Raw genomic sequence first — 22461 nt, 5'->3', positions numbered from 1 at the left:
CAATCCAATTAATTTTAATTAAATAAAAGCAAAGATCTGTTTTCATTAAAAATTGGATGGCGTAAGACTTTTATCTTTCGAAAGACACTAAATAAAGTCTTGATCTTCTTGCAAGTCTTGAAGCTGCTTTTTCAATTGTTTGCGATGCAATTGCTTCGCAATGAACCCCTGGTCGGGGGCAAAGATAATGGCGATCAGATAGAACACTAAAATAGTCGTGACAACCACGCCAGAAGTTGAAAGAGCCATTCCATAGACAGTCAAAAAATGCCTGGTCAAAGCGACGCCGCAACAGGCGGCTAACGCCCCGATGGAAGCTGCTCCAATTAATAGAGGTTTCAGCCTATGAGTGAGTAGGCGAGCAGTCAAGACAGGACCTGTCATAAAGGCTAAGACGAGGATGACTCCTACAGCCCGGAAAGCCGTTATAGTCGTAATGGAGACTTGCGCCATAAGCAAATAATTAAAAATAACTGGGGAAAAGCCAAGTGCGAAGGCTAGGTAAGGATCAAAAGTGGTTAACTGGAACTCTTTAAAAAAGAGCACAAACAAAACGGCATTGATCAATAAGATAAGGTAAACCCAGAAAAGATCGTTGACATGCAATGCATCGGCATTTCCCATCACAGCTTCCGTTCCTATATGCGCATCTCTTGTCAAGATAGTGACAAGCGTGACTCCAAGTGCAAAGAAACTCGTGAAGACAAGTCCTACGCTCGCATCTTCTTGAAGTTTTCCTGTCTTGGTTAAAAACTCGGTTAAAAATGCAGTCACAAAACCTGTAATCAAAGAGGCTATAATCATAGCCTCCATCGGTGCAATAAATCCTGAGTGCCCGGCTTCTTTACCTGGGACAATGACAGTGAAGAAGTAAGCTAGCACAATGCCCATTAAAATGGTGTGTGACAAGGAATTAGCAAGCATCGTCATCCGTCTAAGCACTAAAAATGTCCCCACAAGCGCTGACGAGACTGCTACACCTGACAAGACTAACACTTGGATTTCATCCGACACAAGATGTTCACTCGTCAGCTGACCCGTTAAAAATCCCCATAATCTGACAAAGAGCTGTAAGAAAAATCCAAAAAAGGTTTGATTATGGTATGGATTGTAAAAAGAAAGGCTAGAGAGCATGAGTCTCCTCCTTGGGAGGGATAGGCTGATGGTGGGGGTCTTGTTTAGGATCCTTCAAGAGGAGGGTCAGCTCCTTTTCAAGCTCTGGCGTCAAAATATGTTCCATTTCCTCAGCATTGTGGTGCACCCGTTCTGCATGCGCTCCTAAATAATTGACCAAATAGACTTCCCATAAACGATGCAGACGCACAATTTTGGCTGCCCGGTACTGCCCATCCTGAGTCAATTGGTAAGAGTCGTCAGGCAAGTGATGAATCCATCCATTGCTCTTCATGCGCCACAAGATAAATTGCAAATAGAGCCTGGAAGAGGCCTGGTATTTTGCCAACTGATCCAGCCCTACTTTTGCATCGGGGCTCAGCCGCCAAATAGCCTTGAGCAAATTTTCGCATATACATTCGTAGCGGAAATAGGCTATGCGCATCAACCGTACAAGCAGTCCTCTCTCTGGAGCAAGCAACAGGGCCATTAAACAAATGCCTGAAGCGACAATGACAATCATTGGACCCGTTGGCAGCACAATGCGCGCTGCAGCATAGTGTTTGGCCAGATAATCGGTGAGCTGTACCGAAAGAAAATTGCCAAAAAACCCGCTCAACATCCCAAATAATCCGGCCAGCACAAACATGACAGACAAGCGATTGGTAAACTGCCTAGCCGCAACGGCTGGCGCAATGAGCATGGCAGACATCAAAACGACACCCACAGAGCGAATTCCAATAATGACCGCCAACGTCAATAAGATAAAGAGCAGGGCGTCGATAGCTTTGACGCGAATGCCCAAACTTCTGGCATATTGCCGGTCAAATGTTAGCACTTGAATTTCTTTGTAAAGCCAGGCCACGATCACAAGTACGAGGAATGATAAAACCCCGTAGATCGCAATATGGATATCGGTCATTGTGGCTGCTTGGCCGTAAAGGTAGGTCAAAACCTGCTTATACAACGATGTGTAGCTAAATTGCACTTCGCTTGTCAGCATAAGCCCCACCCCGAAAAAGGTGGATAATACAAAGCATAAAGCCGCATCGCTTGGCAATTTCATGCGCCTTTCTAATACATGCACAATCCAAAGCCCCAATAATGACGTTGTGAAGGCTCCACCCAAAGTAAAAAGGGCTAATTTGAGCTCATCTGTTTCTTGAACAAAAAAAAAGCCGGCTAACAAGATACCTACAATAACGCCTGGATAAGAAGCATGCGACAAGGTTTCGCCCGCCAGGACTTGCTTGCGCAAAAAGACAACGACTCCTACAAGGCTTGCTGCCAGACACATGAGCATACAGCCTATTGTCGGAGCTCTTAAGATGGGATCGGTAAAGAAAGAAAAGAGAGTTTGCGCGTCTATCATGAGTGTTAGTTTTTGACCCCGGCTTGTTTTTGCTGAGACAGCTTTAATGCCTCATCAAATAGAGCGTAGCTTTTTCCGTAGGCTGTATTAAGATGATGAGGAGTAAAGACATCAGCGACGCTGCCGCATGCAATAAGCCGAACGTTCAACATCATGACCCAATCAAAGTAGCGCTCAACCGTGCTCAAATCGTGATGAACAACGAAAACAGTTTTGCCTTTGGCTCTTAGCTGCTGTAACAGCTGTACAATAACCGTTTCGGTTGCAAGATCCACACCAGTAAAAGGCTCATCCATGAAGTATACATCTGCTTCTTGCAACAAAGCCCGGGCGAGAAAAACACGCTGCTGCTGCCCGCCAGATAACTGGCTGATTTGCCTGTCGGCATACGCTTGCATGCCAACAATTTCTAGGTAATGGTCGGCGGCTGCCCGATCAGCTTCTCTTGGACGACGCCATAGCCCTAAACGGCCATAGCGCCCCATTAAAACAAGCTCACGGACAGTAACAGGAAAATCCCAATCGACCGACTCTCTTTGAGGAACATAAGCAACGCGTTGACGTACCTGCTTTAAAGCATGTCCAAAAAATTCGACACGGCCAGAAATCGGTTTAATCAGCCCCAAAGCTCCTTTAATCAAGGTGCTCTTGCCAGCTCCGTTGGGACCAACGATGCCGATCAACAATCCTTGCGGGACTGTCACAGAAATATCCCAAAGGGCTGGTGTCTTGCCATAATTGACGGTCATTTGGCTGATCTGCAGAGCTGGTACGACCGAAATAGGGTTTTGCAAAGAATCATTCATATAAGCATTCAGCATCCAATCAATTTTTAAATGACGCTTCAGACACAGCTGGAACCTTTCCATCCATATGATCGGCTAGCGTTTTAGCGTTATACTTAATCATTTTGAGGTAACTATCACCTTCCGATCCAGGTTTGCCCATAGCATCCCCGTATAAAGGACAGCACGCCATTTGAACTTGAAGACCCTGTTCTTGACCTGCTTGAATGATTTTTCTAATCGAATCGCGGCTCACATTGGTTTCAGGAAAGATGAGGGTCACTTGATGAAGCTTAAGATAGTCGATGATCGCTTTAATATCAGTCACGCTCAATTGACTCTCCGGCGCTAAACCCTCAGGAGCCGCAAACCGCTTGCTCCACTCGCCAGTTTCTCGTTCATTGTCCTCAGATAGATAGGCCCGTGTGAAGTAGTTAAAAGCGTCATGACTCGTCACTAAATACCTTTTATCGGCCGGAACTTGCTTCATAATTTGCTTCACCTCTTCATGTGCATCGGTCATTTCCTTTTGAAGCCTGCTTCCATTGGCCTTGAAATCTGCCGCGTGCGAGGGGTCTTGTTGGCTCAATGCATCTACAATAAAGGGAATGGCCCTTGACCAGATCGAAATATCCATCCAGATATGGGGATCCTTCTGCCCATTAACATAGACGACTAAGGAAGGCATTTGTTTTTCAATGCCGTCGCCTAAAGCATGCGCTTTTGGATTGCCAGCTAAATGTTGGTGTAAACTCGGTCCATGCTCCAATCCGAGTCCATTATAAAAAATAAGTTGTGCAAACATAAGCTTTTCGTCATCCCCTTTGACAAGCTGGTAAGAATGGGGATCTAACTCTCCTTGAATGAGCGTCAAGGCATCTACATGTTCGCCTCCAACATTTTGAACAAGATCATTAATCATGGAGGTCGTGCTTAATACCTTCACCCGGCCATTTTCACTTATCCACTGTTGGAATTCTGCCTGCCGCTTTGAGCGCTGTTCATTCGAACATCCCATCAGCATGATTATTCCTAGTAATAGAACCACTCCCAACAATTTTGTTTTCATGACACCCTCATCTGACGAAGCATTTCAAAGCTATAAATTCCCATGGAACATCCCGATGTAAATTGAATTTGTAGACCATAGCGTCCCACATTGCGAATAGCAACGGCGCGTACATTCTCTTTAATACTTTCTGGATGCAATAAACGCTGCCCTGTGACTTCATCGACGCAGTTAGCACAGGGGCAGTTTTTCTGCAAATCTCTTAAATGAAAATCTTGCTCTTTTTGGTCGCTCCAAACAATTGAGAAAGTGTGGTTATCCTTTTGCCTAATTTGTCTGATCGCTAAGGGACTGTTCATATTGGCTTCATCTCCTTCCAAATCAGTTCCACATGCGCAAGTGTCGAATCCATTTGACTTTTTAAAGCATCTGCATGGGAGATGATCTGGCCAGCGAGCTGAAGAAATGATCGTGTAATCCCAAGCTTTGCCTCAGGGTCCAAAGTAAACAGGGACTCACCCTTATCGCCGCATGCACAAAGAAGTGGATCAACAGGAATCTGTCCTAAGAAGGGATAACCAGCCTCTCGAGCCAAGCGCTCTCCCCCACCTTTTCCAAATAAATAAATAGTATCTTCTGTATTGGGAGCTATGTAATAACTCATGTTTTCAACAATGCCCAGAATCGGAACTTTGACCTGATCAAATAGATACATCGCTTTTTTAACATCTAATAACGCCACCTCTTGAGGAGTCGTTACCATAATCGCACCTGTTAAATTAGCTTTTTGGGCGAGCGTTAACTGAATATCGCCCGTGCCTGGTGGAAAGTCAATTAAAAGAAAGTCCAGCTCGCCCCACGCCACATTTTTAATGAAATGGGAAATTAAGCCGTTGGCAATCGGAGCCCGCACTGCCGTAGCTTCATGCTCTTTTCTAAAATATGCCATCGAAATCATCTTAATGCCCGCACAAAGGGCCGGCTGAATAATTTCTCCCTTCTGACTAGGTAAACGATCTTCCGGCAGCATTTTTCGAACAGAGGGGCCATAAATGTCTGTATCCATTATCCCCACAGCATAGCCCTGAGACTTTAATGCCAATGCCAAATTCACGGTAACCGATGATTTACCAACCCCACCCTTTCCAGCTGCGATAGCAATAATCGACTTGATTGAGGCTAAAGGTGGAGCCGCTTTGAACATTTGTAAGGGCATATAGAACCTCCATTCATCATTTTAATAAAAAAATGGATCGATAGCCGAACTGATAAAAAAAGCCTTCAAAGGCACTCGTCAAAATTAAAAAGAGCGTTGAATCAAAACTTTTTCACCCCATTGCAATTCTTTAAAAGAATTGCTGGCTATTTTTTTCATAAACGAGCAGTGTAATTCATTTTGTGTTGGTTGACCAGACAAAAATCGATCACCTTCTCTTAAGATGCGACTCAAAGATAAATAATTATTTTTAAAGCCTTCTTAATGGCCCTAAATAGATCTCCACCTATCAAATGATAGGTCTAAAAGACTAATTGTTAACCGATTGATAGAGCAAATCCTAATGGTAATTACACTGAAATTAGATAACAAATATGCGATTTAACTACTAGATTGAGTACTAAATAGACTTCAATTGTAATGGAGTTGTAATTCTATAATTTGGAATAATTACCTAATCAATCCAGATCCTATTGCAAATTAGATTTTGAGTATATCAAGCCTATTTAAGTCGAACTAATTTAAATGAAAAATTAGATTGTTGAAAAAAATGAACTTTCCTGATTAATTTTATCTTGCAAGAAAACTTATAATTTCTTAAATTCCCATTAATAATTAAGGCTAGCAACTATGTTGCCCCCTATGAGAAATTTCTTAAATCCCAATTGGTTTGGATGGAAGGGGCATTTTCGAGAGTTTTTAACATTAGTTAGATTTCTTTTGATTAGAAGGTATAACAACCCTTTTAAAATCCAAATGGTGCTTAGCCAAGCAATTTAAGTTTAAGAAACTGTTTATGGGTAATTTATCAAAAGCATGCTAATCTATAGCGAATGTATTTCTAAAGGACAAGTTATCGGTGTTCGCAACTACGGCTATAGTCAGGTAATAAAATGGTAAAAGGGATAGTATGCCAAGTTTACCATACGATTTGAAAATTATCTTTAAATAAAGTGAAAAGAATACGGTAACCATGCGTGGTTAACTTCAAATAATATTCAAATTTTTTTGAATATTGCTTATCGCAGCGAATGAAAACTGATACTTGCGCCTCTTGGCCCAGTTTGTAACGATTCCATGAATCCGCTGCGGAGTCTTTTCGTAATGATGCATTGATGAAACGTAACGGTCAAACGTTACACTTTGATGGCAAGCAAAACACTTGCCTGTTAGGCCTTATGGCATAGGCCTGAAGCTTTGAAAACCAAAAATTATGCTATTATAAGGAAAACAATGGACAATAAACAACTCGAACTTTTAATTCAGTCAGCGGTCAAGAAAGTTGGTGGAAAAAAAGAAAATGACATCTGTCATTATCTACCGATTGGAACAGGTGGTTACATTCACCACTTTACCATGCGCAAAATGAAAACCGAAGATCCACAACAATTAGCTGATTTGATTAATAAGTACATTATCAATAGCAGTAATCCGCAAGAAGTCACGCCAAAACCTCGTGCTGCAAGAGGCTCCCGTAAGCGCCGCGATCTATTCACATTCTCTAAGCAAGATTTAGAAAGAATGTTAAATATGGCTCGCATCGCTGGCGATAAAGAAATGGTTCGCAAGCTTACTCCTAAGAAAGATTTGAGAACAGTAAAGCGAGAATTGATTTCTTCTATCCGTCACGGACGAATTGAGCCAGAACTTTGGAATATGTATGTTGAAGCTATGACAAGTCATGCTAGCTTAGCAGCAATGCCTGCCAATCTCGTTGCCGCAACTGTTTAATTCAAGCTTCTTTTAAGTTCATCAGCCCCATTCACATTTCTGCATGGGGCTGATTTTTTTGCCAATTCGCTCAAATATTTTTTAATCTTTTAGTATGCATTTTGTAGACTTTTAGCAAAAAAATTTGCTAAGCTCACACTTGATACAAACCCCCATCAATTAATTAATTTTGTGAATATCCTTTTATCAGCCGACCTCCCGCATTCCATTCAGCCCCGTTTGGCATCATTATGCTTTGGTTTGCAGCAAGTTCAGTGGCTCGAAGAGGGCGATTTTTACTTAAATTTAAGATCTTTTGGCAAATTATCGCCAAATGAATTAGATGCAATTAGAATCCGCTTGAAGTATCTATTCTTCCATCCTCTTCCAATGACTCTAGAGGGTATTGGGCATCATCATCAACGGTCTAATCGCGGAATGATCTGGGCCGGCATTAAACGCTCTCTGCCATTAGAGCAATTAAAAAAAGAAATCGACCACCTTCTGAAAGATCTCTCTCTGCCATCTGAGGCCCCTTCACAATTAATGGTACCGCTTGGATACTATGAAAGGCTCAATCCAGACAAATTGAATGATTACTTAATAGATCGCGCTCATTTTCAGTCTCAGCCCTTTGAAATACAAAGCTGCTCTCTCCGTCTCATGCGAGCCACTCCCAAGAGGATGTTTTTCGAAAGATTGGAACAATACTCGGCCTCTCCGCAAATTAGCGGTGAAGATTAGTTCTTCATCTATTTTGCCGCCTGCAAGCGCCCTCTTAGAGCACAAACAAAGCGTTTGATGGAATTGAATATTGACAATGTACCGTGGCGGCTAGATTCCATCTTTCCATTTTCCACTCGATACACCGTATAGGCGCAATAGTTATTGTGGTTAAAGACCTTGTGCAAAGGTTTGGAGAGCTTTGCTTTTACATAAGGATGCTCCAGATCAGCATAGATGTCCCAAGTCAAATGTACTGCCTCGGCCTGCCTGGTAACCGCCCATTTCATTCCCCTTTCGGCGCAATATTGGTGAATGACACCGTCGAGGAATGGCTTCCCATGGCTTTGCATCCACTCAAACAGAGCGATAAACTCCTTTGATCGCCAAAGAGTCAGGTGGATTCCGCTCAGCTGCTCGGTATAGGCTTCATGAGTATTTGTCGGTTCTGGTACCCAAGACTTAGACTCTGGAAAAGCTTTTAAAGGAAGATTCTGCAAACTTAACTTCACCCCGCAAACAAACACCTCAGGATGCTTATTCAAAATCTCCACCTCTTCGCTTAGCCAGTTGGCATCTTGAACTGTCAGGTCGCCATCAGTCACTAAGACATATTCCGCCACTTTAATCCTCTCTTTATAGCGTTTGATCATCACTTCAAACGCATTATTAGAGATATTCTCATCAAAAAGAATGTAATTTGTAATCAATTGGCGATGCAATAAGTCTAAGCAAAACAACTGATTTTCAGACGATTGCAGGCTCTTATTTTCAATCACATAGATATCCAAGTCTTTATTTTGTACCAAGTTGTTCAAGGCATTTTTAATTAAATTTGATTCTGAATAAATCAAAACAAAGCAAGGAATTTTTTTATTGCGCATATATTGATCCGTAAAAAAAGGAAAGCTCCTTCTATACATCAACTGGAAAGTTTAAGGAAAGAATTATTGGCTAATCGAAAAGGAATTAAAGAGCAACTGGCAGACAAAAAAACAAAGAGGCCAGTTGTAGGCCTCTTTGTTTTGGCAAGTTTTACGCGCGTTTTGCGGCTGATTCGCCATTGTGTTGATGCTCCACTTCTTTATTGTGGAAATACAACATGACCGGAGAAGCAATGAAGAGAGACGAAAGCGTCCCAATTAAGACCCCTATGGTCATAACGAGGGAGAAGGCGAAAATCGACTGTCCACCTAGTATGACTAGAGCGAGGAGCACGAGCAGTGTCGTTCCCGACGTCATAATTGTACGGCTCAGGGTCACATTCAAGGCATGATTGATGATATCCTTGAAGGACATGCGGCGCATCGTTTTCATGTCTTCACGAATGCGGTCAAAAACGATAATAGTATCATTCAAAGAGTAACCAATAATCGTCATGATCGCACCGATCACTTGCAAGTCGATTTGGACTGGGAAACCAAGAGCATGGAATAGTGCCAAGATCCCCAACGTGATAATGACGTCGTGTACAAGCCCAGCTACCGCACCGACTGCGAATTTGAATTCGAAGCGGAAGGTAATATAGAGCAAGATAGCAATCAACGCAGCAGCCAACGCAAAGATGGCATTATTTCTCATCGCATCAGAGAACTGACCGCTCATGATCGTCCAGTTTTTCTGCAGCGTTGCAAGCTGAGAAGGTTGAACTTCCAATCCATGCGATTGTAAAGTCTCGACAACCCAGTTCAAACGCGGATCCTTCTGGTAATCATAAGCATATTTGCCTTCAGCATTGATTTCTGGCATTTGATAGAAAGGATGGCCCTTTTCATCCATGCTTGTACCTAGCTGAATGCGCAATTGGTTTGGACGGCTCAATTCACGCACCTCAAAGTCGCGGCGCGAAGCCCCTTTGTCTAAGAAGGCATTGATCGCTTCTAAGCGGTAATCAGGATGATTATTCTTCTCTGCAACATCCACTGTCAGAGAATAACCACCTGTAAAGTCCATTCCAAAAATTGTCTTGCGCTCAGTAACAAGGAAATAGGTTCCGATTAACATCACGATTAAAGAAATCGCGATGGCTTTTTTCGCCTGGCCCAAGAAATCAAAGTGCGTTTCTTTTAAGAACTGCGCCATAGAGAGCTGTTTGTTTTCTGGATTTCTAACCCAGCCAGCAAAGAAATAGCGAGTCATGAAAAGAGCGGTAAACATCGAAGAGATAATACCGATGATCAACGTCACAGCAAAACCTTTGATTGGGCCTGAATCGAACTGAATCAAGATAATCGCAGCAATAAGCGTTGTGATGTTTGAGTCGATAATCGCGCTAAAGGCTTTGCGGTAACCTGCTTGAATAGCAGAAGCAATTCGTCCGGTTAGCTTAAACTCTTCTCTAATTCTCTCAAATACGAGTACGTTCGCATCAACAGCCATACCGATCGTCAAAACAATACCGGCAATACCAGGCAAGGTCAAGGCCGCACCTAAGTTTTGCAGGACGCCCCACATGATGAAGATGTTGAGCAAGACAGCACAAGAGGCAACTAAACCAGCAAAGCGGTAGTAGCCTATCATAGCTGCGACAACCAAAGTTAAAGCCACGAGAGAAGCCAAAATCCCTTTTGTGCGCTCTTCATGTCCAAGTTCTGGGCTAACATTTTCTTCCGACAAAATGCGCGGCGTAAAGCTTAAGGATCCAGCCTTTAAATCGGCTGCAAGCTGAGTAACTTCTCTCTGAGAGAAACGACCACTGATCGTTCCGCCATCGCGAAGAGCCGAATTCAAGGAAGGTGCTGTAATAACAGTCCCATTCAGGATGACGGCCATTCTCCAGCCACGCCCTTTAGAATACGCTTCTTTTGGCGTTCCTGCAATCTTATCCTCAGCAAACTGGGATGTCCATGTATAAAAATCATCTCTTGGGCTACCGCTGCCGCTCGATCCTTCAAAAGAGCGCTTGATACCGAAGGTCAAAATATTACCTTGAGTTGCATCGTAGCCTGGCTGAATATTCTCTAAATTTGATCCTTCCAAAGCAAAGTTATGGAAAACAACTAGCAAAGGATGAGTTTGATTATCCCATTCAGCCGAATCGCCACCTCTAAACATCGCAATGGCAGAGAGCGACTCATCAAAGGCTTGGCTTACTACGCGATCTTTCGGATTCGCAAAGCGCAGGCCATTATCGTAAAGCAACTTGGCATGATCGGAGCGTGGACGTGTGCTCACATCGTTTACATCACCACCTAACTGCTGCCAAGCAATTTCATTGATACTATCAACATCTTTGCGGTTGGTTACAACAGCTTCATTCCAGACATCTTGCAAGAATTGATTGACCGCGCCCGCTAAAGTAGCATTTTGCGAGCCAAATTTTTCATTGACAATGTGGAAATACATAGCTGATGCCTTAACAAGATCAGAGGCTGACAGGTTTTGCGAGCCTGGGAAATCAAGCAAGATGTTGGAGTTTTCAATGCGAATAGTTCTTTCTGCAACTCCCATCTTGTTGATACGATTATAAAGCTCGTTAACCGCTTGCTTAAGATCTTCTGGATTCGTCACAGGGCGTCCATTTTGATCGAGCAAACCGATGCGGACTGTTTTACCACCTGACAAGTCTAGACCCCATTTGAGGACCTTGCGATCATCTCCTCTGAAATATTTAGCAGCGCTCAGCTTCAGATTTTCCCAGTAAACGTTCTTCGTTGGAGCTGGAACAGTATACTTGCTTGTAAGGTTTAAATCGACTTGAGCTGCATTGTAAGACTCTTTCCATTTTAAAAGATCTTCTTGAATGCGATCATCGATTTTATTGATCGTTAGCAAACGCTGCTCAACGTCAGAGAAATCGAGTACAGCAAAGCGCTTACTTCCCTTGACTTGGAAATCTTCGCGTGTTGCTTTTAAAAGGGTGCTGTAATAGTCGTTGAGTTCAAAAATGTAATCTTTGCTAAACTCTTTTGGCAAATTGAAAGCTGACCCTGGATAGCCAATGAAGCCCATTTGCTGCAAAGTTGTATTTAGCTGGCTGAAGTCCGCTGCTAATGCCTGGCTTTCGGCCGCCTCTGGAGCTTCCTGATACTTTTGAACAATTGCATCCATTCCTTTCGCAATGACGTAAATCGATCCATTACGGAAGCCTGCTGGAGCAGAAGATCCATACATAGCGGGAGCATAAACGACAAGGCCTAATTTTTGATCTTCAGACTTTTGTGTTTTGTAGGTGTCATACGAACGAATCGGATAAGCATCGCGAATGAGGTCAGTATGGCTTGGCACCCAAGAAAGCAAGAGCTGATCCATGACCTGCTGAGCACGCTTATTAGCTAAATAGCCTAAGTTAAGGGTTAAATAGCTTTGGCTGTTTGTCAAATTGTCCAATTCAACTACAAAGGTGTCTTCGCTAGGCTTAAAGACTTCATCAGAGAGGCGAGCAATACGAGCAATGTCATTGATCAAGTACTGATTCACTCTTTCTTTAACAAAAGCTTCTTTCTCGCTTTTGCCTTCAAAATTACGCAATGCCAAGACATCGTCATAAAGGTTCAGCATCAATTGGCTGCTTTCCCAGTCAATCGTCAAACCCTTAACGAAAGGATGATAGCCTGTTAAGTCAAGCACTTGGGCTTGATTGGATGCACTCTTATCAAGCAAGTTTTGAATTTTTTCAACTGTTAAAGGTGCATTTCCTTTTTGGAATTCAGCCCCATTCTTACGCATGATCGCAACGGCTGTGTCAAGCGCTTGGGCTTGGTTATTTAAAACGGCTAAGGTTTGTACGGCTTCTGACGTAGAATCGGCTTGAAGAGTGACTTGGCGCTCCTTAACTTTTTTACTTAACGCTTCCATCTTGGCAATGAACTTTTGTGTGAGCCCCTCGCCATCTTTTGGAGAAAGTTGAGAAAAACTTGCATAATAGCGCTTTGTGATCGGGTTGTTCTTGCCCAAGATATTGTCCATATCGACAATCTCTTTAGCCAAGGCCACAGTAGCGTCATCATAGCGTGAATCTGCATCGCCCTGATTTACAATCATCGACATCTGCAAAGCTGCCTTGCTTGGCCCGCCAATTGCTAAAGCAACTTGAGAAACCCGATCGCCAACAATTTCGCGATACAGATCTGCGACTTGATGCTCTTGTGAATACTTAGGGGTAAACTGAAACAATTTATCCATATCACTTGCGTCAAGATGAACCGCTATGTTGCGCTGGACAAGAACTTGAGTTGGGTCAAGATTGGCTCCATCAGAACTGAGCTCGAGTTGAGCCGGTACAAACGGGATTAAGGCTCCAGCCCTTGGCAAGAATCGCTTAAATAACTCAGCATCTTGTTCATTTTTAAATGAAACCTGAAACAATCCGCTGTTCGTAGTGACTAAGTCGATCGAAGTGGGTTTGATTCCCAATAAGCGACAAAACGAATACAACCATTCCTTAGAATCTACCTCAACTGTGTTAACTCGATCTACAATCGCCGATGCAACTTGCTCTGAACGAGGCGCATCAATTGGAGATTGAAGAGGTTTCGAGTAAAAAAATAGAGTAGGGAGAATGTTGTAAAGCGTAATTGCCATCACGGCAACAATCAAATAGAATTGCCAACGCTTCTGTTTTTCCATATTTTCATGCTTCCTTCTATGATTGTGAACTTCCCGTTACAGTGATGAAACTGAACCTCAACGAGGGCATTTTCGCACTAATGTAAAAGGAAATTTACTGTAAATGAACGTGGAACATCTTAGATAAAAGGAGAAGCATAACAAATCATTATGCATTCTGTCTACATAAAATCAAATTTGAAAAAAGCTATACTTATCAAGCAGAAAATTCGGAGGCAAGAGAAAAACAAATCCTTTCAAATAATAATTTTATTTTTAAAGTTATTGATACAAAAAAAACCCTTCCTTTTAAAAGGAAGGGTTTTTTCAGCTTTCACATTCTGAAACGGCTAACCTTAGCTAGCTGTTGCCTCAGATGTTTTGTCTGACTTATCAGTTGGCTGGTTTTGCTCAGCAGTTAGCTTCGCGAACTGCTTGCTCAAAGAGCGAGCTGCCACGATCCAAATTGCGATAATCACCATCAAGATTGCACCGATATAAGGTGTAATCGTTGCCAATGTTCCAAATGCCAACAAGGTCATCTGAATAATCGATCCACCAGATTTTCCTAAGCGAGCACCGACAACGTCAACTGCAGCTTTACCTTTTACTTTAGAATCTTCATCTAACGGAATGTAGGCCATCTCTTTTGTTGGGTCAAACAGAGAGTACTTAGCAGACTTACTCATGATATTTTGAGCAGCACCAAACATAACGGCTAAGAACAACGGTGTTGATCCAATGGCTGCGATGTAACCAAGTAAACTATCTCTGAAGATAACAAATGAGAAGAAGCCAATACCAGTAACCAATAAGACAACTGGAGTAATGAGAGCTGCGAAGCCCCAACCTTTACGACGAATAACGTTACCACCAACAAACAACATCATCAAGATTGTTACTGCACCAGTCATTGTAGAGAACCAACCCATGAATGTACTATAGTCGTTTGGATTAGGATACTGTAGTTTTACTTGGTTTTTCCATGTAATCTCAACAAGGTTGATGGAGATACCATAAGCAATAACAAGAATCGCTAAGCAAAGGATGTACTTAGATGTGAAGAGGAACTTGAAGCTATCGCCCAATGACATTTTAGCTTTTTTCTTCTTAGTCGTTGTTTGATTTGCATCATAGAAGCGAGGATCAGTCAAGACATTGCGATTAATCCACCAGTAAATAGCTAAAATAGCAATACCTGCAATAACAACCATTCCCATTAAGTAGTTAAGAGAAATTTGCCATGCATCAACATTAGCTGGCAAGTGCTTGCGAATGTCAGATACGTAAACGATAGCAGGACCAGAAACTAAGAGCGCTAAGTTAGCACCCAAGCCGAAAAGGCTATAGAAACGCTTCGCTTCTGTTACACGAGTAATTTGGTTAGCAAATCCCCAAAATAACAATGATAAAACAACGCTACCCCAAAGCTCGGCTAGAATGTAGAAAATCGAATACATCCAGTTTTCGTAAGCAGCAGCCAATCCGCTCCAACCACCTGGCAAATACGCGCGCAACGCTTCTGCTGATGCTTGAGGCATTAAAGCTTCTCTGGCTGGGTACATAACAAATGCAAATAGGCCAAAGAAAATGATAAAAGGAAGCAAAGTTACATAAAACAGATTTTCTCTGCTAAGCATGTTACTAAGCTTGGCATAGACAATCATAAATAGAATAGCGGCCGGAACAACACCAAAAGACTTTAAGAATGGGATTGCTTCAGCACCTGCAGCTGTCACGATCAAGCTGTCTTTTGTATCTCTCAAAATGGTATAGTTGAAAGAAATACAGAAGAACATAAAAAACATCGGGAGAAGTTTTTTAAGCTCGTAGCCGTGTACAGGCCAGAAAAACGACCTCCACTTACCAAAGTCTTGTTTCGCATCTTGCGACATAGTAAAACCTCGAACTAGTTTATTGTTTGCAAATTTTTGATAATATCTTGCGCGTTTTCATGATTTTTCTGAAAAAACATTACCAAGAACCTAAATTATTAAGCCGGATTATCTAAAAATGCAAGGAAAAAACTAGCGTAGAACTAAATGGTATATGCAAAAAATGATAAAACTCCTTAACTATCCTCTTCTACTACCCTTTCCCCAACCTTTTAATTTCAAATTTTAAACGTGAAATCGTATCGTTAAAAAATTTTATGAACCATCCATCCCTGGCCCATCTCTTAAAAAATCGATTTTGATAGAAAGCTCATTTTGAGGAGAAATCCCAACAGGTCGTTTTTTAAGAGAGACAAAATTTTTCTTATCAGTTAGAGTGTCCATACTTTTTAACATAGTCGACTTCTCGCCTCCTGAGCGCGATCAAATAAAGCTTGGTATGCTAGAGAGTCTACTAAATACTCTATTAGATATGTGCAATCGCATTCATTGAGATAAAGAGTGGTGAGCTGGTTTAGGATACTCTATCATTTCACTTGACATTGAGTCTATGAAGCATGCAATGTTAATAAAACATACTAAGTTGAATGACACCCGGGAAAGCTTATATCCCAGAATCTGAAACTAATGAAGCAGTCCAAATTGCCTCATTGTTCAAGTTCATGATATCGAAGTTACTCGGCAACGCAATCCTGACGATGAACAAACACGCGATTTTTTTTAGAGAAACGGAGCTAGAACTAGATGCATTCCACCACTCATGCCCACGAGGACCCTATCTGGGTTTATCCCCCGACGGACAATGAATTAAAGGAAAGCATCGTTAAAGAATTCAAAATCCATCCTGTCATCGCGCAAATTCTTGTTTCACGCGGATTTAAATCCTTCCAACAAATCCACGACTATCTTTACGCCAAATTACCAGAATTGCACGATCCTTTCTTGATGGCTGAAATGCCGCAAGCAGTAGAACGCGTATGCCGAGCCATTCGTGACCATGAAAACATTCTGATCTACGGCGATAATGATGTCGATGGAATGACAGGCACAACGCTTTTAACCGAATTCTTGCAAGATTTGGGGGCTAATGTTTTTTTCTACGTTTCTAATCGAGGAACTCTGCGTCAAAGCCTAATCGTTGAAGCTCTCGAATATGCCCTTATGAATAACTGCAAATTACTTATTACAGTCGATTGCGGCATTACGGCAGCCGTAGAAATTGCCAAAGTAGCCGCCCAGAATGTTGATGTCATCATCACAGACCATCACGAGCCAACTGATAAAATTCCCCACTGCGTTGCCACTCTCAATCCGAAACTTGTCAACAACGCCTATCCCAATCGGGATTTAACGGGAGTGGGAGTTGCTTTTAAATTAGCTCATGGAATCACCAACCAACTGACATCGGAAGGGAAAATTCCGCCTAAAAAGATCGACTTAAAAAGATACTTAGACCTCGTTGCATTGGGCACCATTTCGGACATGGGATCCTTAAGCGACACTGAAAACCGCATTTTAGTCCGCTACGGCCTTCGCCAATTGCGTAAAGGGAAGCGAATGGGCCTGTCTAAATTATTTTCTATTTGCGATGTCGATCTAAACGATTTGACGACTTTTACCATTGCTTCAAAAATAGCTCCGCGCTTAAACAGCCTAGGCCGCATTGACGATCCTCGCAAGGGAGTTCAAATGCTGCTGGTCAAAAATGCTGATTTAGCCGAGAAAATGGCTTTAGAGTTAGATCTCAATAACATTGAAAGGCAGAAAATTGAACGCACGATGTCTGCGGATGTAGATACAACGATTCATGAAACGCCAGCCATTTTGACTAATAAAGCTATTGTCATGGTGTCGGACAAATGGCATCCGGGTGTTATTGCCATCATCTCGACGCGTATTTCAAAGCAATACAATCGACCGACGGTAATGATTGCCATCGACAAAGGAGTTGGCAAAGGTTCTGTTCGCTCAATTCGTGAATTTCCCCTTTTGCCTACATTGAAACAATGTTCAGACTATCTAATCAATTTTGGCGGCCACGATTTTGCAGCTGGTTTAACGGTCAAGGAAGAGCATATCGAAAGATTCAAGAGCCAGTTTATTGCAGCAGCTAACGAGCAGCTAAACGATGCAGATGTCATGAGCAAGCTTTCTTTAGATGCCGAAATCAAATTCAGCGAATTAACATTCGACTTTATGGAATCAGCCCGTCTCTTGGAACCTTACGGCAATGAGAATCCGCAACCTATTCTTTATTGCGATGCTTGGCAGACATGGCCCCCAAAAATCGTTGGTAAAACACATTTAAAACTCTATTTAGAACAAGGCGACCGCGTCTTGGAAGGTGTAGCTCTTGGCAAAGCCTCTCATAGTCCGCAATTGAGAAAGAAAAATCTTAAGCTCCGCATTGCCTTTACGCCGCAAATCAATAAGTCGAGTATTCAATTACTCATCCGCGACTTTAAAATTCTTGAAGATCCATCAAATTCGCAAACAGACCAGATTTTGGACCACAACACTTAAATGATTGAAAAGCTCGCAGTTAATTCCATTATTACAGGCGATATCCAAAGCATTGCTTTTGGCGGAGAAGGCATCTTGCGCCATCAAGGTTTTGTAGTCTTCGTCCCCTTCACGGCCCCTGGCGATAAAATCGTTTGCCGCATCACAGAAGTCAAAAAATCCTTTGCTAAAGGCGAAGTGATTCGACTCGAACACCTAAGCCCACAACGCATAAAGCCCCCTTGCCCCTATTTTGGCACCTGCGGTGGATGTCAGATTCAACACCTAAACGATGAAGCCCAAGCCAAGTACAAATTATCGGCAGTAACTGATGCCCTAAAAAGAATTGGTCATTTGAAGGTTCCCCCAGCCCAAATCGTTCCTGCTCACCTAAAATGGGCCTATAGGCGGCACATTACCCTTCATTTGAAACCAGTCGGCCAGGGATTTGAAGCGGGCTATATTGGCGTGGACCATCGCTCGCTCGTCTTCATCCAAAGCTGTCCTATCTTCAATGCTCCGCAAGATCCGATTGTCAAGCAGCTGCAGGAATTAGTTAGCTCTCTTTCCAATTCGACCCAGCAAGAAGGCAGGGTCATGATTTTAAAAAACCATCGCGACCAGTATATTTTGTCATTTCAGTTTGCCTCTCTCTCAGGCCTGGATTTGCACACATTTGAGACCTCTTTACAACACTACCCCACTTTTACCGGCATCATCGTTCAATCACCCCAGGAACAGCGCACGTTTGGCGACCCTTACTGCGAGCAGAAATTAGAAGGGCTGACTTTCCGATTCACCCCCCAAGCCTTTGTGCAAAACCACCCCGAACAAAGTACAAACATCTACAAGCACATTTGCACCCTTGCCGGCGAGCATTCTCCTAAAAAAATCCTCGACCTCTATTGTGGATTTGGCATTACCTCTTTGCTACTCTCTCGTCAAGGACATACTGTTACCGGGATTGAATACAACCCCGACGCCATTCGCTTTGCTCAAGACAACGGTCACCTCAATCACCTCAAACAAGCCCATTTCTTGCAAGGAGATGTAGAAAAAGTCCTACCACACTGCCTCAAGACAGAAGGTCCTCCCGATCTCATTTTGATGAACCCACCCCGGACCGGCCTTTCCAAAGGGGTCATCCAAACAGTTTTAAAAGCAGCGCCAACCGAGCTGATCTACGTCTCTTGCATGCCAGCTACCCTCGCCCGCGACTTAGCGCTTTTCTGCCAAGATCAATATGACATTCAACAATGCATCGTCTATGACATGTTCCCACAAACTGCACATGTTGAAACATTAATTTATTTGAAGAAGAAAAAAGAGTATAACCACTCAGTTCTTAATAAAGGAAAGCGGTTAAGTCGATAAATCCTTTAATAAAGAAGTGAGCGGTTACAAAAGAGATGAAGCTAGAAAAAAGAATTAGCTAGCTTGGCGGCGACGGCTTTTTTTCTGCATATGCTTTTCTTGATAATCTTTCATATCATCAGAATGAATCACCCAAGCAGCACCTTTGCGTTGCGCTTTTAACAAGCCAATCCGAGTCGCATAGTAAATTTTTTGCGCAGGCACGCTCAACATTTCAGCCACTTGATTGACAGAAAAATAGCCTTTGCAATTGTCAAACAACAGTTCACCATTAAAGACAGACTTTGTTCGTGAATATTTTTGACGGCGATAGTCTTCCAAATCTTCTAAGCTGATTGTCCAACGAGTTGTTTCTTTCGTTGCCTTCAATTTATTTAATTTTATCGCTACATAGATTGCTTGTCGCGTCACTTTATTTAACTTAGCAGCTTCAGTGATAGAAACTACTTTCTTATCATCAGATTTAGTATTCTGAGACATTATATTATCCTCCATACAAAACTTAATTACCTATAAGATATAAAGATCAATCCTTTTTAATAAATTTTATAATTTATAGCTAAGGAACAATCAATTTTACATAATAAAGAATTTAAATCAAGCAATTTTTACTACTTTTTTAATAATCGTGAAATTTTTTGTAAAAATTTCGTAAATCAAACAACGCAAAAATAATTAATTTGGGTTTAACAGTAACAAACCAGCAACTAAATTATTAATTCACCTACTTTCAACCTTACCGCGCATAGTAAAAATCTAAAGACAGAAATTTTACAAAATATTTCTTTATTAATCAAATTATTTTTGAATAGAATTTCAATTGATCCATTTATTGTGGATGGTGGCGTCTTTAAGGAGCGCTGATATAGCGAATAAAGTGGACTTTGGAGGCATCAGAGAAAGTTTTTTTCACGCTGGTACCTAAGGAGATTACAGCACTTTATTGCTTACAGTTCATTGAGAGAGCGCTTGAAAGAATTTTTCAATCTCCTCTTTACTTGAGAAGCTTTAAAGGCGGTTAAAAGGCAATTTTTCAGCTACTTTGTGTAGAAACCTTTTTCAGATAATGGACTTTGGTTTAGAGTAGAACTTTTCTCGATCTGAGCTTTGGTTTTTTCTCAGAGTAATGGATCGGTTCTCAAATAAAAGACATAGGGTAAATCTGATGTACAAGTACATAGTCCTGTTAGCCTGTTTATTCAGCTGTGCGATCGAAGCCAAGTTGCCTGATTTGACACCTCAAGATGTTACGACTAAAGCCAAAGAAATTATGAAAGCCCATGCGTCTCAAAAAAAATTGACTCCGACGCTTGCAAAGCGCATCTTAAATAATTATCTAGAGAATTTAGACCCCAACAAAACCTATTTTATTGAATCTGATATTCAAGAATGGACCCATCCCTCGGATGAATTACTTTCACAATTAATCGAAGAATACAATAGCAGTAATTTCCGCATCTTTGAAAGCATTCACGCAAGCTTGGTTAAGGCCATTCAAAGGCGCCGCGAATTGGAAAGTAAAATAGATTATGAAAATCTCCCCAAGCATGTGCGTGCTGAAGAGTTCAAAGATATTCCGTGGGCGCATTCAGAGGATGAGTTAATCGACCGTTTAAGGCGCATCCGTTCGCTTCAAATTGAAACAGCCGCCAAGCTGAGCGATAATATGAAGGAGAACGCCCTACAAAGAATCACCAAACGCCAATCCAAGTATGAAGAAGAGGTATTAGCCCCTGATGCCCAAGAAAAGCAGCGCCTCATTTTATCAAATGTTCTTAAGGCCACTGCTTCGGCTCTCGATGCCCATACAGCTTATTTTACTCCAGGAGAAGCTACTCAATTTATGATTAACGTGCAGCAGCGGTTGTTTGGAATTGGAGCTCAACTTCGCGACGATATCAATGGCTTTACGGTCATTAAGATTGTTGAAGGAGGCCCTGCAGCCAATAGCAAAGAACTCAAGGTAAAAGACCGCATCGTTGCCGTCAATGGAGAACCGGTCGTTGGGATGGACATTATCGATGCAGTCGATTTGATCCGCGGTGAAGAGCATACTCCCGTCGTTTTAACAGTCATGCGCGAGACGACAGCGGCGAGCGGCGAGAAAGTAGAAGAGAAATTGGATATCACCATTTTGAGAGGAGAAGTCGTTCTTAAAGAAACTCGATTCAAAACCTCATATGAGCCTTATGGAGAAGGGGTAATTGGCTATTTAAAACTCTATTCCTTTTACCAAGACCGCGACAGCTCATCTGCGACCGACTTAGAACAAGAAATTAACAAGCTTAAAAAAGACCACCAGTTGTACGGACTCATTTTGGATCTGCGCTACAATTCAGGAGGCCTCCTATCGCAAGCAGTCGCCGTGACAGGGCTATTTATCACCAAGGGTATTGTCGTATCGATTAAAGATGAAAATGGCAAGATCCAACACTTGCGCGATCTGGATGGAACCATGGCCTGGGATGGCCCTCTCATCGTCTTAGTCAATCGAATGAGCGCCTCAGCATCTGAAATTGTCGCTCAAACTCTGCAAGACTATGGCCGGGCTCTCATCGTCGGCGACGACCATACTTATGGAAAAGGCTCTTATCAAACCTTTACCTTAACGACAACAGAAAACGAACAAGTCAATCCGCAAGGTGAATATAAAGTAACGCGTGGGCGCTATTACACGGTCTCAGGTAAAACACCTCAATTAAACGGTGTCCTGTCAGATGTTGTCGTTCCAGGGCCCCTTTCAGAAAGCGAAATTGGTGAGCAATACATCAAATATCCTCTGGAAAATGATCACATCAAATCCAATTTTGACGATGATCTTTCAGATGTCCCCTTTCTACAAAGAGATAAGATTCGCAAACTGTACAAATTTGGCTTGCAAGAAAAGCTGGATACCTACACTCCTTATCTTGAGCGGCTAAAAAACAACTCAGAGCAGCGTTTATCGACCAACCTGAACTATCAAAACATGCTAAAAGAAATCAAAAAGAAAGAGGAAAGCGATTCTGAGCAAATGGAAGACTTTGGTCAAAATGATTTGCAGTTAGAAGAGGCTTATGAAATCATGAAAGATCTCTTGATCATGATGCAAGAAAAGGGAATCCCGCTCTATCCTTCCAAGAGAAGGGAAAGCTTATCCCTTACACCCGACGTGAAACTACCAGAGGCGGCTTGAATCGCAACCGCATGCCCTTAGAGTCGATGCTGAACCGGCA

16 protein-coding genes are annotated in these 22461 nt (G+C 42.2%); 5 read left to right on the top strand and 11 right to left on the bottom strand.

The window, feature by feature from the left end; genetic code table 11:
- Nucleotides 1-87: 87 nt before the first annotated feature.
- The 6 genes from PNK_RS01390 to PNK_RS01365 are packed head-to-tail and all read right to left on the bottom strand — an operon-like array spanning nt 88 to nt 5495.
- Entirely contained in the window at nt 88-1134 is a 1047-nt protein-coding gene (locus tag PNK_RS01390; RefSeq protein ID WP_059059836.1) for a metal ABC transporter permease, read from the bottom strand.
- Nucleotides 1124-2485, bottom strand: coding sequence for a metal ABC transporter permease (locus PNK_RS01385; protein ID WP_032124914.1), 1362 nt, complete (start codon nt 2483-2485; stop codon nt 1124-1126). The genes PNK_RS01390 and PNK_RS01385 overlap by 11 nt, the downstream gene beginning before the upstream one ends.
- A 5-nt stretch (nt 2486-2490) precedes the next feature.
- Entirely contained in the window at nt 2491-3291 is an 801-nt protein-coding gene (locus PNK_RS01380) for a metal ABC transporter ATP-binding protein (RefSeq protein ID WP_059062306.1), read from the bottom strand.
- 19 nt (nt 3292-3310) lie between these two features.
- Nucleotides 3311-4339: a metal ABC transporter solute-binding protein, Zn/Mn family gene (locus PNK_RS01375; protein WP_059059833.1), complete on the bottom strand. Its 1029-nt coding sequence runs from the start codon at nt 4337-4339 to the stop codon at nt 3311-3313.
- Nucleotides 4336-4638 carry a DUF971 domain-containing protein gene (locus tag PNK_RS01370; protein ID WP_032124913.1) on the bottom strand — a complete coding sequence of 101 codons (303 nt, stop codon included), beginning with the start codon at nt 4636-4638 and terminating at the stop codon, nt 4336-4338. Before PNK_RS01370 ends, PNK_RS01375 begins: the two co-directional genes overlap by 4 nt.
- Complete coding sequence (locus tag PNK_RS01365) at nt 4635-5495, bottom strand: Mrp/NBP35 family ATP-binding protein (RefSeq protein ID WP_059059832.1); 861 nt, start codon at nt 5493-5495, stop codon at nt 4635-4637. Before PNK_RS01365 ends, PNK_RS01370 begins: the two co-directional genes overlap by 4 nt.
- A 1233-nt stretch (nt 5496-6728) precedes the next feature.
- On the opposite strand from PNK_RS01365, the gene PNK_RS01360 reads away from it, so the two are divergent.
- A complete protein-coding gene (locus PNK_RS01360) occupies nt 6729-7226 on the top strand; it encodes a hypothetical protein (RefSeq protein WP_032124911.1) in 498 nt (165 codons plus the stop codon).
- 171 nt (nt 7227-7397) lie between these two features.
- Complete coding sequence (locus tag PNK_RS01355) at nt 7398-7949, top strand: 2'-5' RNA ligase family protein (protein ID WP_059059831.1); 552 nt, start codon at nt 7398-7400, stop codon at nt 7947-7949.
- 8 nt (nt 7950-7957) lie between these two features.
- Here the strand turns inward: PNK_RS01355 and PNK_RS01350 are convergent, their stop codons facing one another.
- The 4 genes from PNK_RS01350 to PNK_RS13290 form a co-directional block, all read right to left on the bottom strand.
- Nucleotides 7958-8812 carry a hypothetical protein gene (locus PNK_RS01350; RefSeq protein WP_059059829.1) on the bottom strand — a complete coding sequence of 285 codons (855 nt, stop codon included), beginning with the start codon at nt 8810-8812 and terminating at the stop codon, nt 7958-7960.
- A gap of 151 nt (nt 8813-8963) precedes the next feature.
- A complete protein-coding gene (locus tag PNK_RS01345) occupies nt 8964-13496 on the bottom strand; it encodes a protein translocase subunit SecDF (protein WP_059059828.1) in 4533 nt (1510 codons plus the stop codon).
- A 335-nt stretch (nt 13497-13831) separates the two neighbouring features.
- Nucleotides 13832-15370: an NTP/NDP exchange transporter gene (locus tag PNK_RS01340; protein ID WP_059059826.1), complete on the bottom strand. Its 1539-nt coding sequence runs from the start codon at nt 15368-15370 to the stop codon at nt 13832-13834.
- Between the two features lie 255 nt (nt 15371-15625).
- The gene (locus PNK_RS13290; RefSeq protein WP_158021661.1) at nt 15626-15766 is read right to left on the bottom strand and encodes a hypothetical protein; all 141 of its coding nucleotides are present in this window, start codon (nt 15764-15766) and stop codon (nt 15626-15628) included.
- A 348-nt stretch (nt 15767-16114) separates the two neighbouring features.
- On the opposite strand from PNK_RS13290, the gene recJ reads away from it, so the two are divergent.
- Nucleotides 16115-17893, top strand: coding sequence for a single-stranded-DNA-specific exonuclease RecJ (recJ, locus tag PNK_RS01335; RefSeq protein WP_032124906.1), 1779 nt, complete (start codon nt 16115-16117; stop codon nt 17891-17893).
- Nucleotides 17894-19246, top strand: coding sequence for a 23S rRNA (uracil(1939)-C(5))-methyltransferase RlmD (rlmD, locus tag PNK_RS01330; RefSeq protein WP_059059823.1), 1353 nt, complete (start codon nt 17894-17896; stop codon nt 19244-19246).
- Nucleotides 19247-19300: 54 nt separating this feature from the next.
- Here rlmD and PNK_RS01325 read toward each other — a convergent pair whose 3' ends face one another.
- Complete coding sequence (locus PNK_RS01325; protein ID WP_032124904.1) at nt 19301-19741, bottom strand: helix-turn-helix domain-containing protein; 441 nt, start codon at nt 19739-19741, stop codon at nt 19301-19303.
- A gap of 670 nt (nt 19742-20411) precedes the next feature.
- On the opposite strand from PNK_RS01325, the gene tsp reads away from it, so the two are divergent.
- The gene (tsp, locus tag PNK_RS01320; protein ID WP_059059822.1) at nt 20412-22421 is read left to right on the top strand and encodes a tail-specific protease Tsp; all 2010 of its coding nucleotides are present in this window, start codon (nt 20412-20414) and stop codon (nt 22419-22421) included.
- Nucleotides 22422-22461 lie beyond the last annotated feature (40 nt).

This window comes from Candidatus Protochlamydia naegleriophila (genome assembly GCF_001499655.1).
GTDB lineage: Bacteria > Chlamydiota > Chlamydiia > Chlamydiales > Parachlamydiaceae > Protochlamydia > Protochlamydia naegleriophila.
The sequence above is the reverse complement of the archived record's forward strand: the minus strand, read 5'-3'. Positions and strand labels throughout refer to the sequence as shown.

Excerpts from the sequence above, each read along its gene's own strand:
- PNK_RS01340 (WP_059059826.1), bottom strand. The coding sequence starts at position 15,370 with ATGTCGCAAGATGCGAAACAAGACTTTGGTAAGTGGAGGTCGTTTTTC.
- PNK_RS13290 (WP_158021661.1), bottom strand. The coding sequence starts at position 15,766 with ATGTTAAAAAGTATGGACACTCTAACTGATAAGAAAAATTTTGTCTCT.
- PNK_RS01375 (WP_059059833.1), bottom strand. The coding sequence starts at position 4,339 with ATGAAAACAAAATTGTTGGGAGTGGTTCTATTACTAGGAATAATCATG.
- recJ (WP_032124906.1), top strand. The coding sequence starts at position 16,115 with ATGCATTCCACCACTCATGCCCACGAGGACCCTATCTGGGTTTATCCC.
- PNK_RS01370 (WP_032124913.1), bottom strand. The coding sequence starts at position 4,638 with ATGAACAGTCCCTTAGCGATCAGACAAATTAGGCAAAAGGATAACCAC.
- rlmD (WP_059059823.1), top strand. The coding sequence starts at position 17,894 with ATGATTGAAAAGCTCGCAGTTAATTCCATTATTACAGGCGATATCCAA.
- PNK_RS01385 (WP_032124914.1), bottom strand. The coding sequence starts at position 2,485 with ATGATAGACGCGCAAACTCTCTTTTCTTTCTTTACCGATCCCATCTTA.
- PNK_RS01390 (WP_059059836.1), bottom strand. The coding sequence starts at position 1,134 with ATGCTCTCTAGCCTTTCTTTTTACAATCCATACCATAATCAAACCTTT.
- tsp (WP_059059822.1), top strand. The coding sequence starts at position 20,412 with ATGTACAAGTACATAGTCCTGTTAGCCTGTTTATTCAGCTGTGCGATC.
- PNK_RS01365 (WP_059059832.1), bottom strand. The coding sequence starts at position 5,495 with ATGCCCTTACAAATGTTCAAAGCGGCTCCACCTTTAGCCTCAATCAAG.
- PNK_RS01380 (WP_059062306.1), bottom strand. The coding sequence starts at position 3,291 with ATGAATGATTCTTTGCAAAACCCTATTTCGGTCGTACCAGCTCTGCAG.
- PNK_RS01345 (WP_059059828.1), bottom strand. The coding sequence starts at position 13,496 with ATGGAAAAACAGAAGCGTTGGCAATTCTATTTGATTGTTGCCGTGATG.
- PNK_RS01350 (WP_059059829.1), bottom strand. The coding sequence starts at position 8,812 with ATGCGCAATAAAAAAATTCCTTGCTTTGTTTTGATTTATTCAGAATCA.
- PNK_RS01325 (WP_032124904.1), bottom strand. The coding sequence starts at position 19,741 with ATGGAGGATAATATAATGTCTCAGAATACTAAATCTGATGATAAGAAA.
- PNK_RS01360 (WP_032124911.1), top strand. The coding sequence starts at position 6,729 with ATGGACAATAAACAACTCGAACTTTTAATTCAGTCAGCGGTCAAGAAA.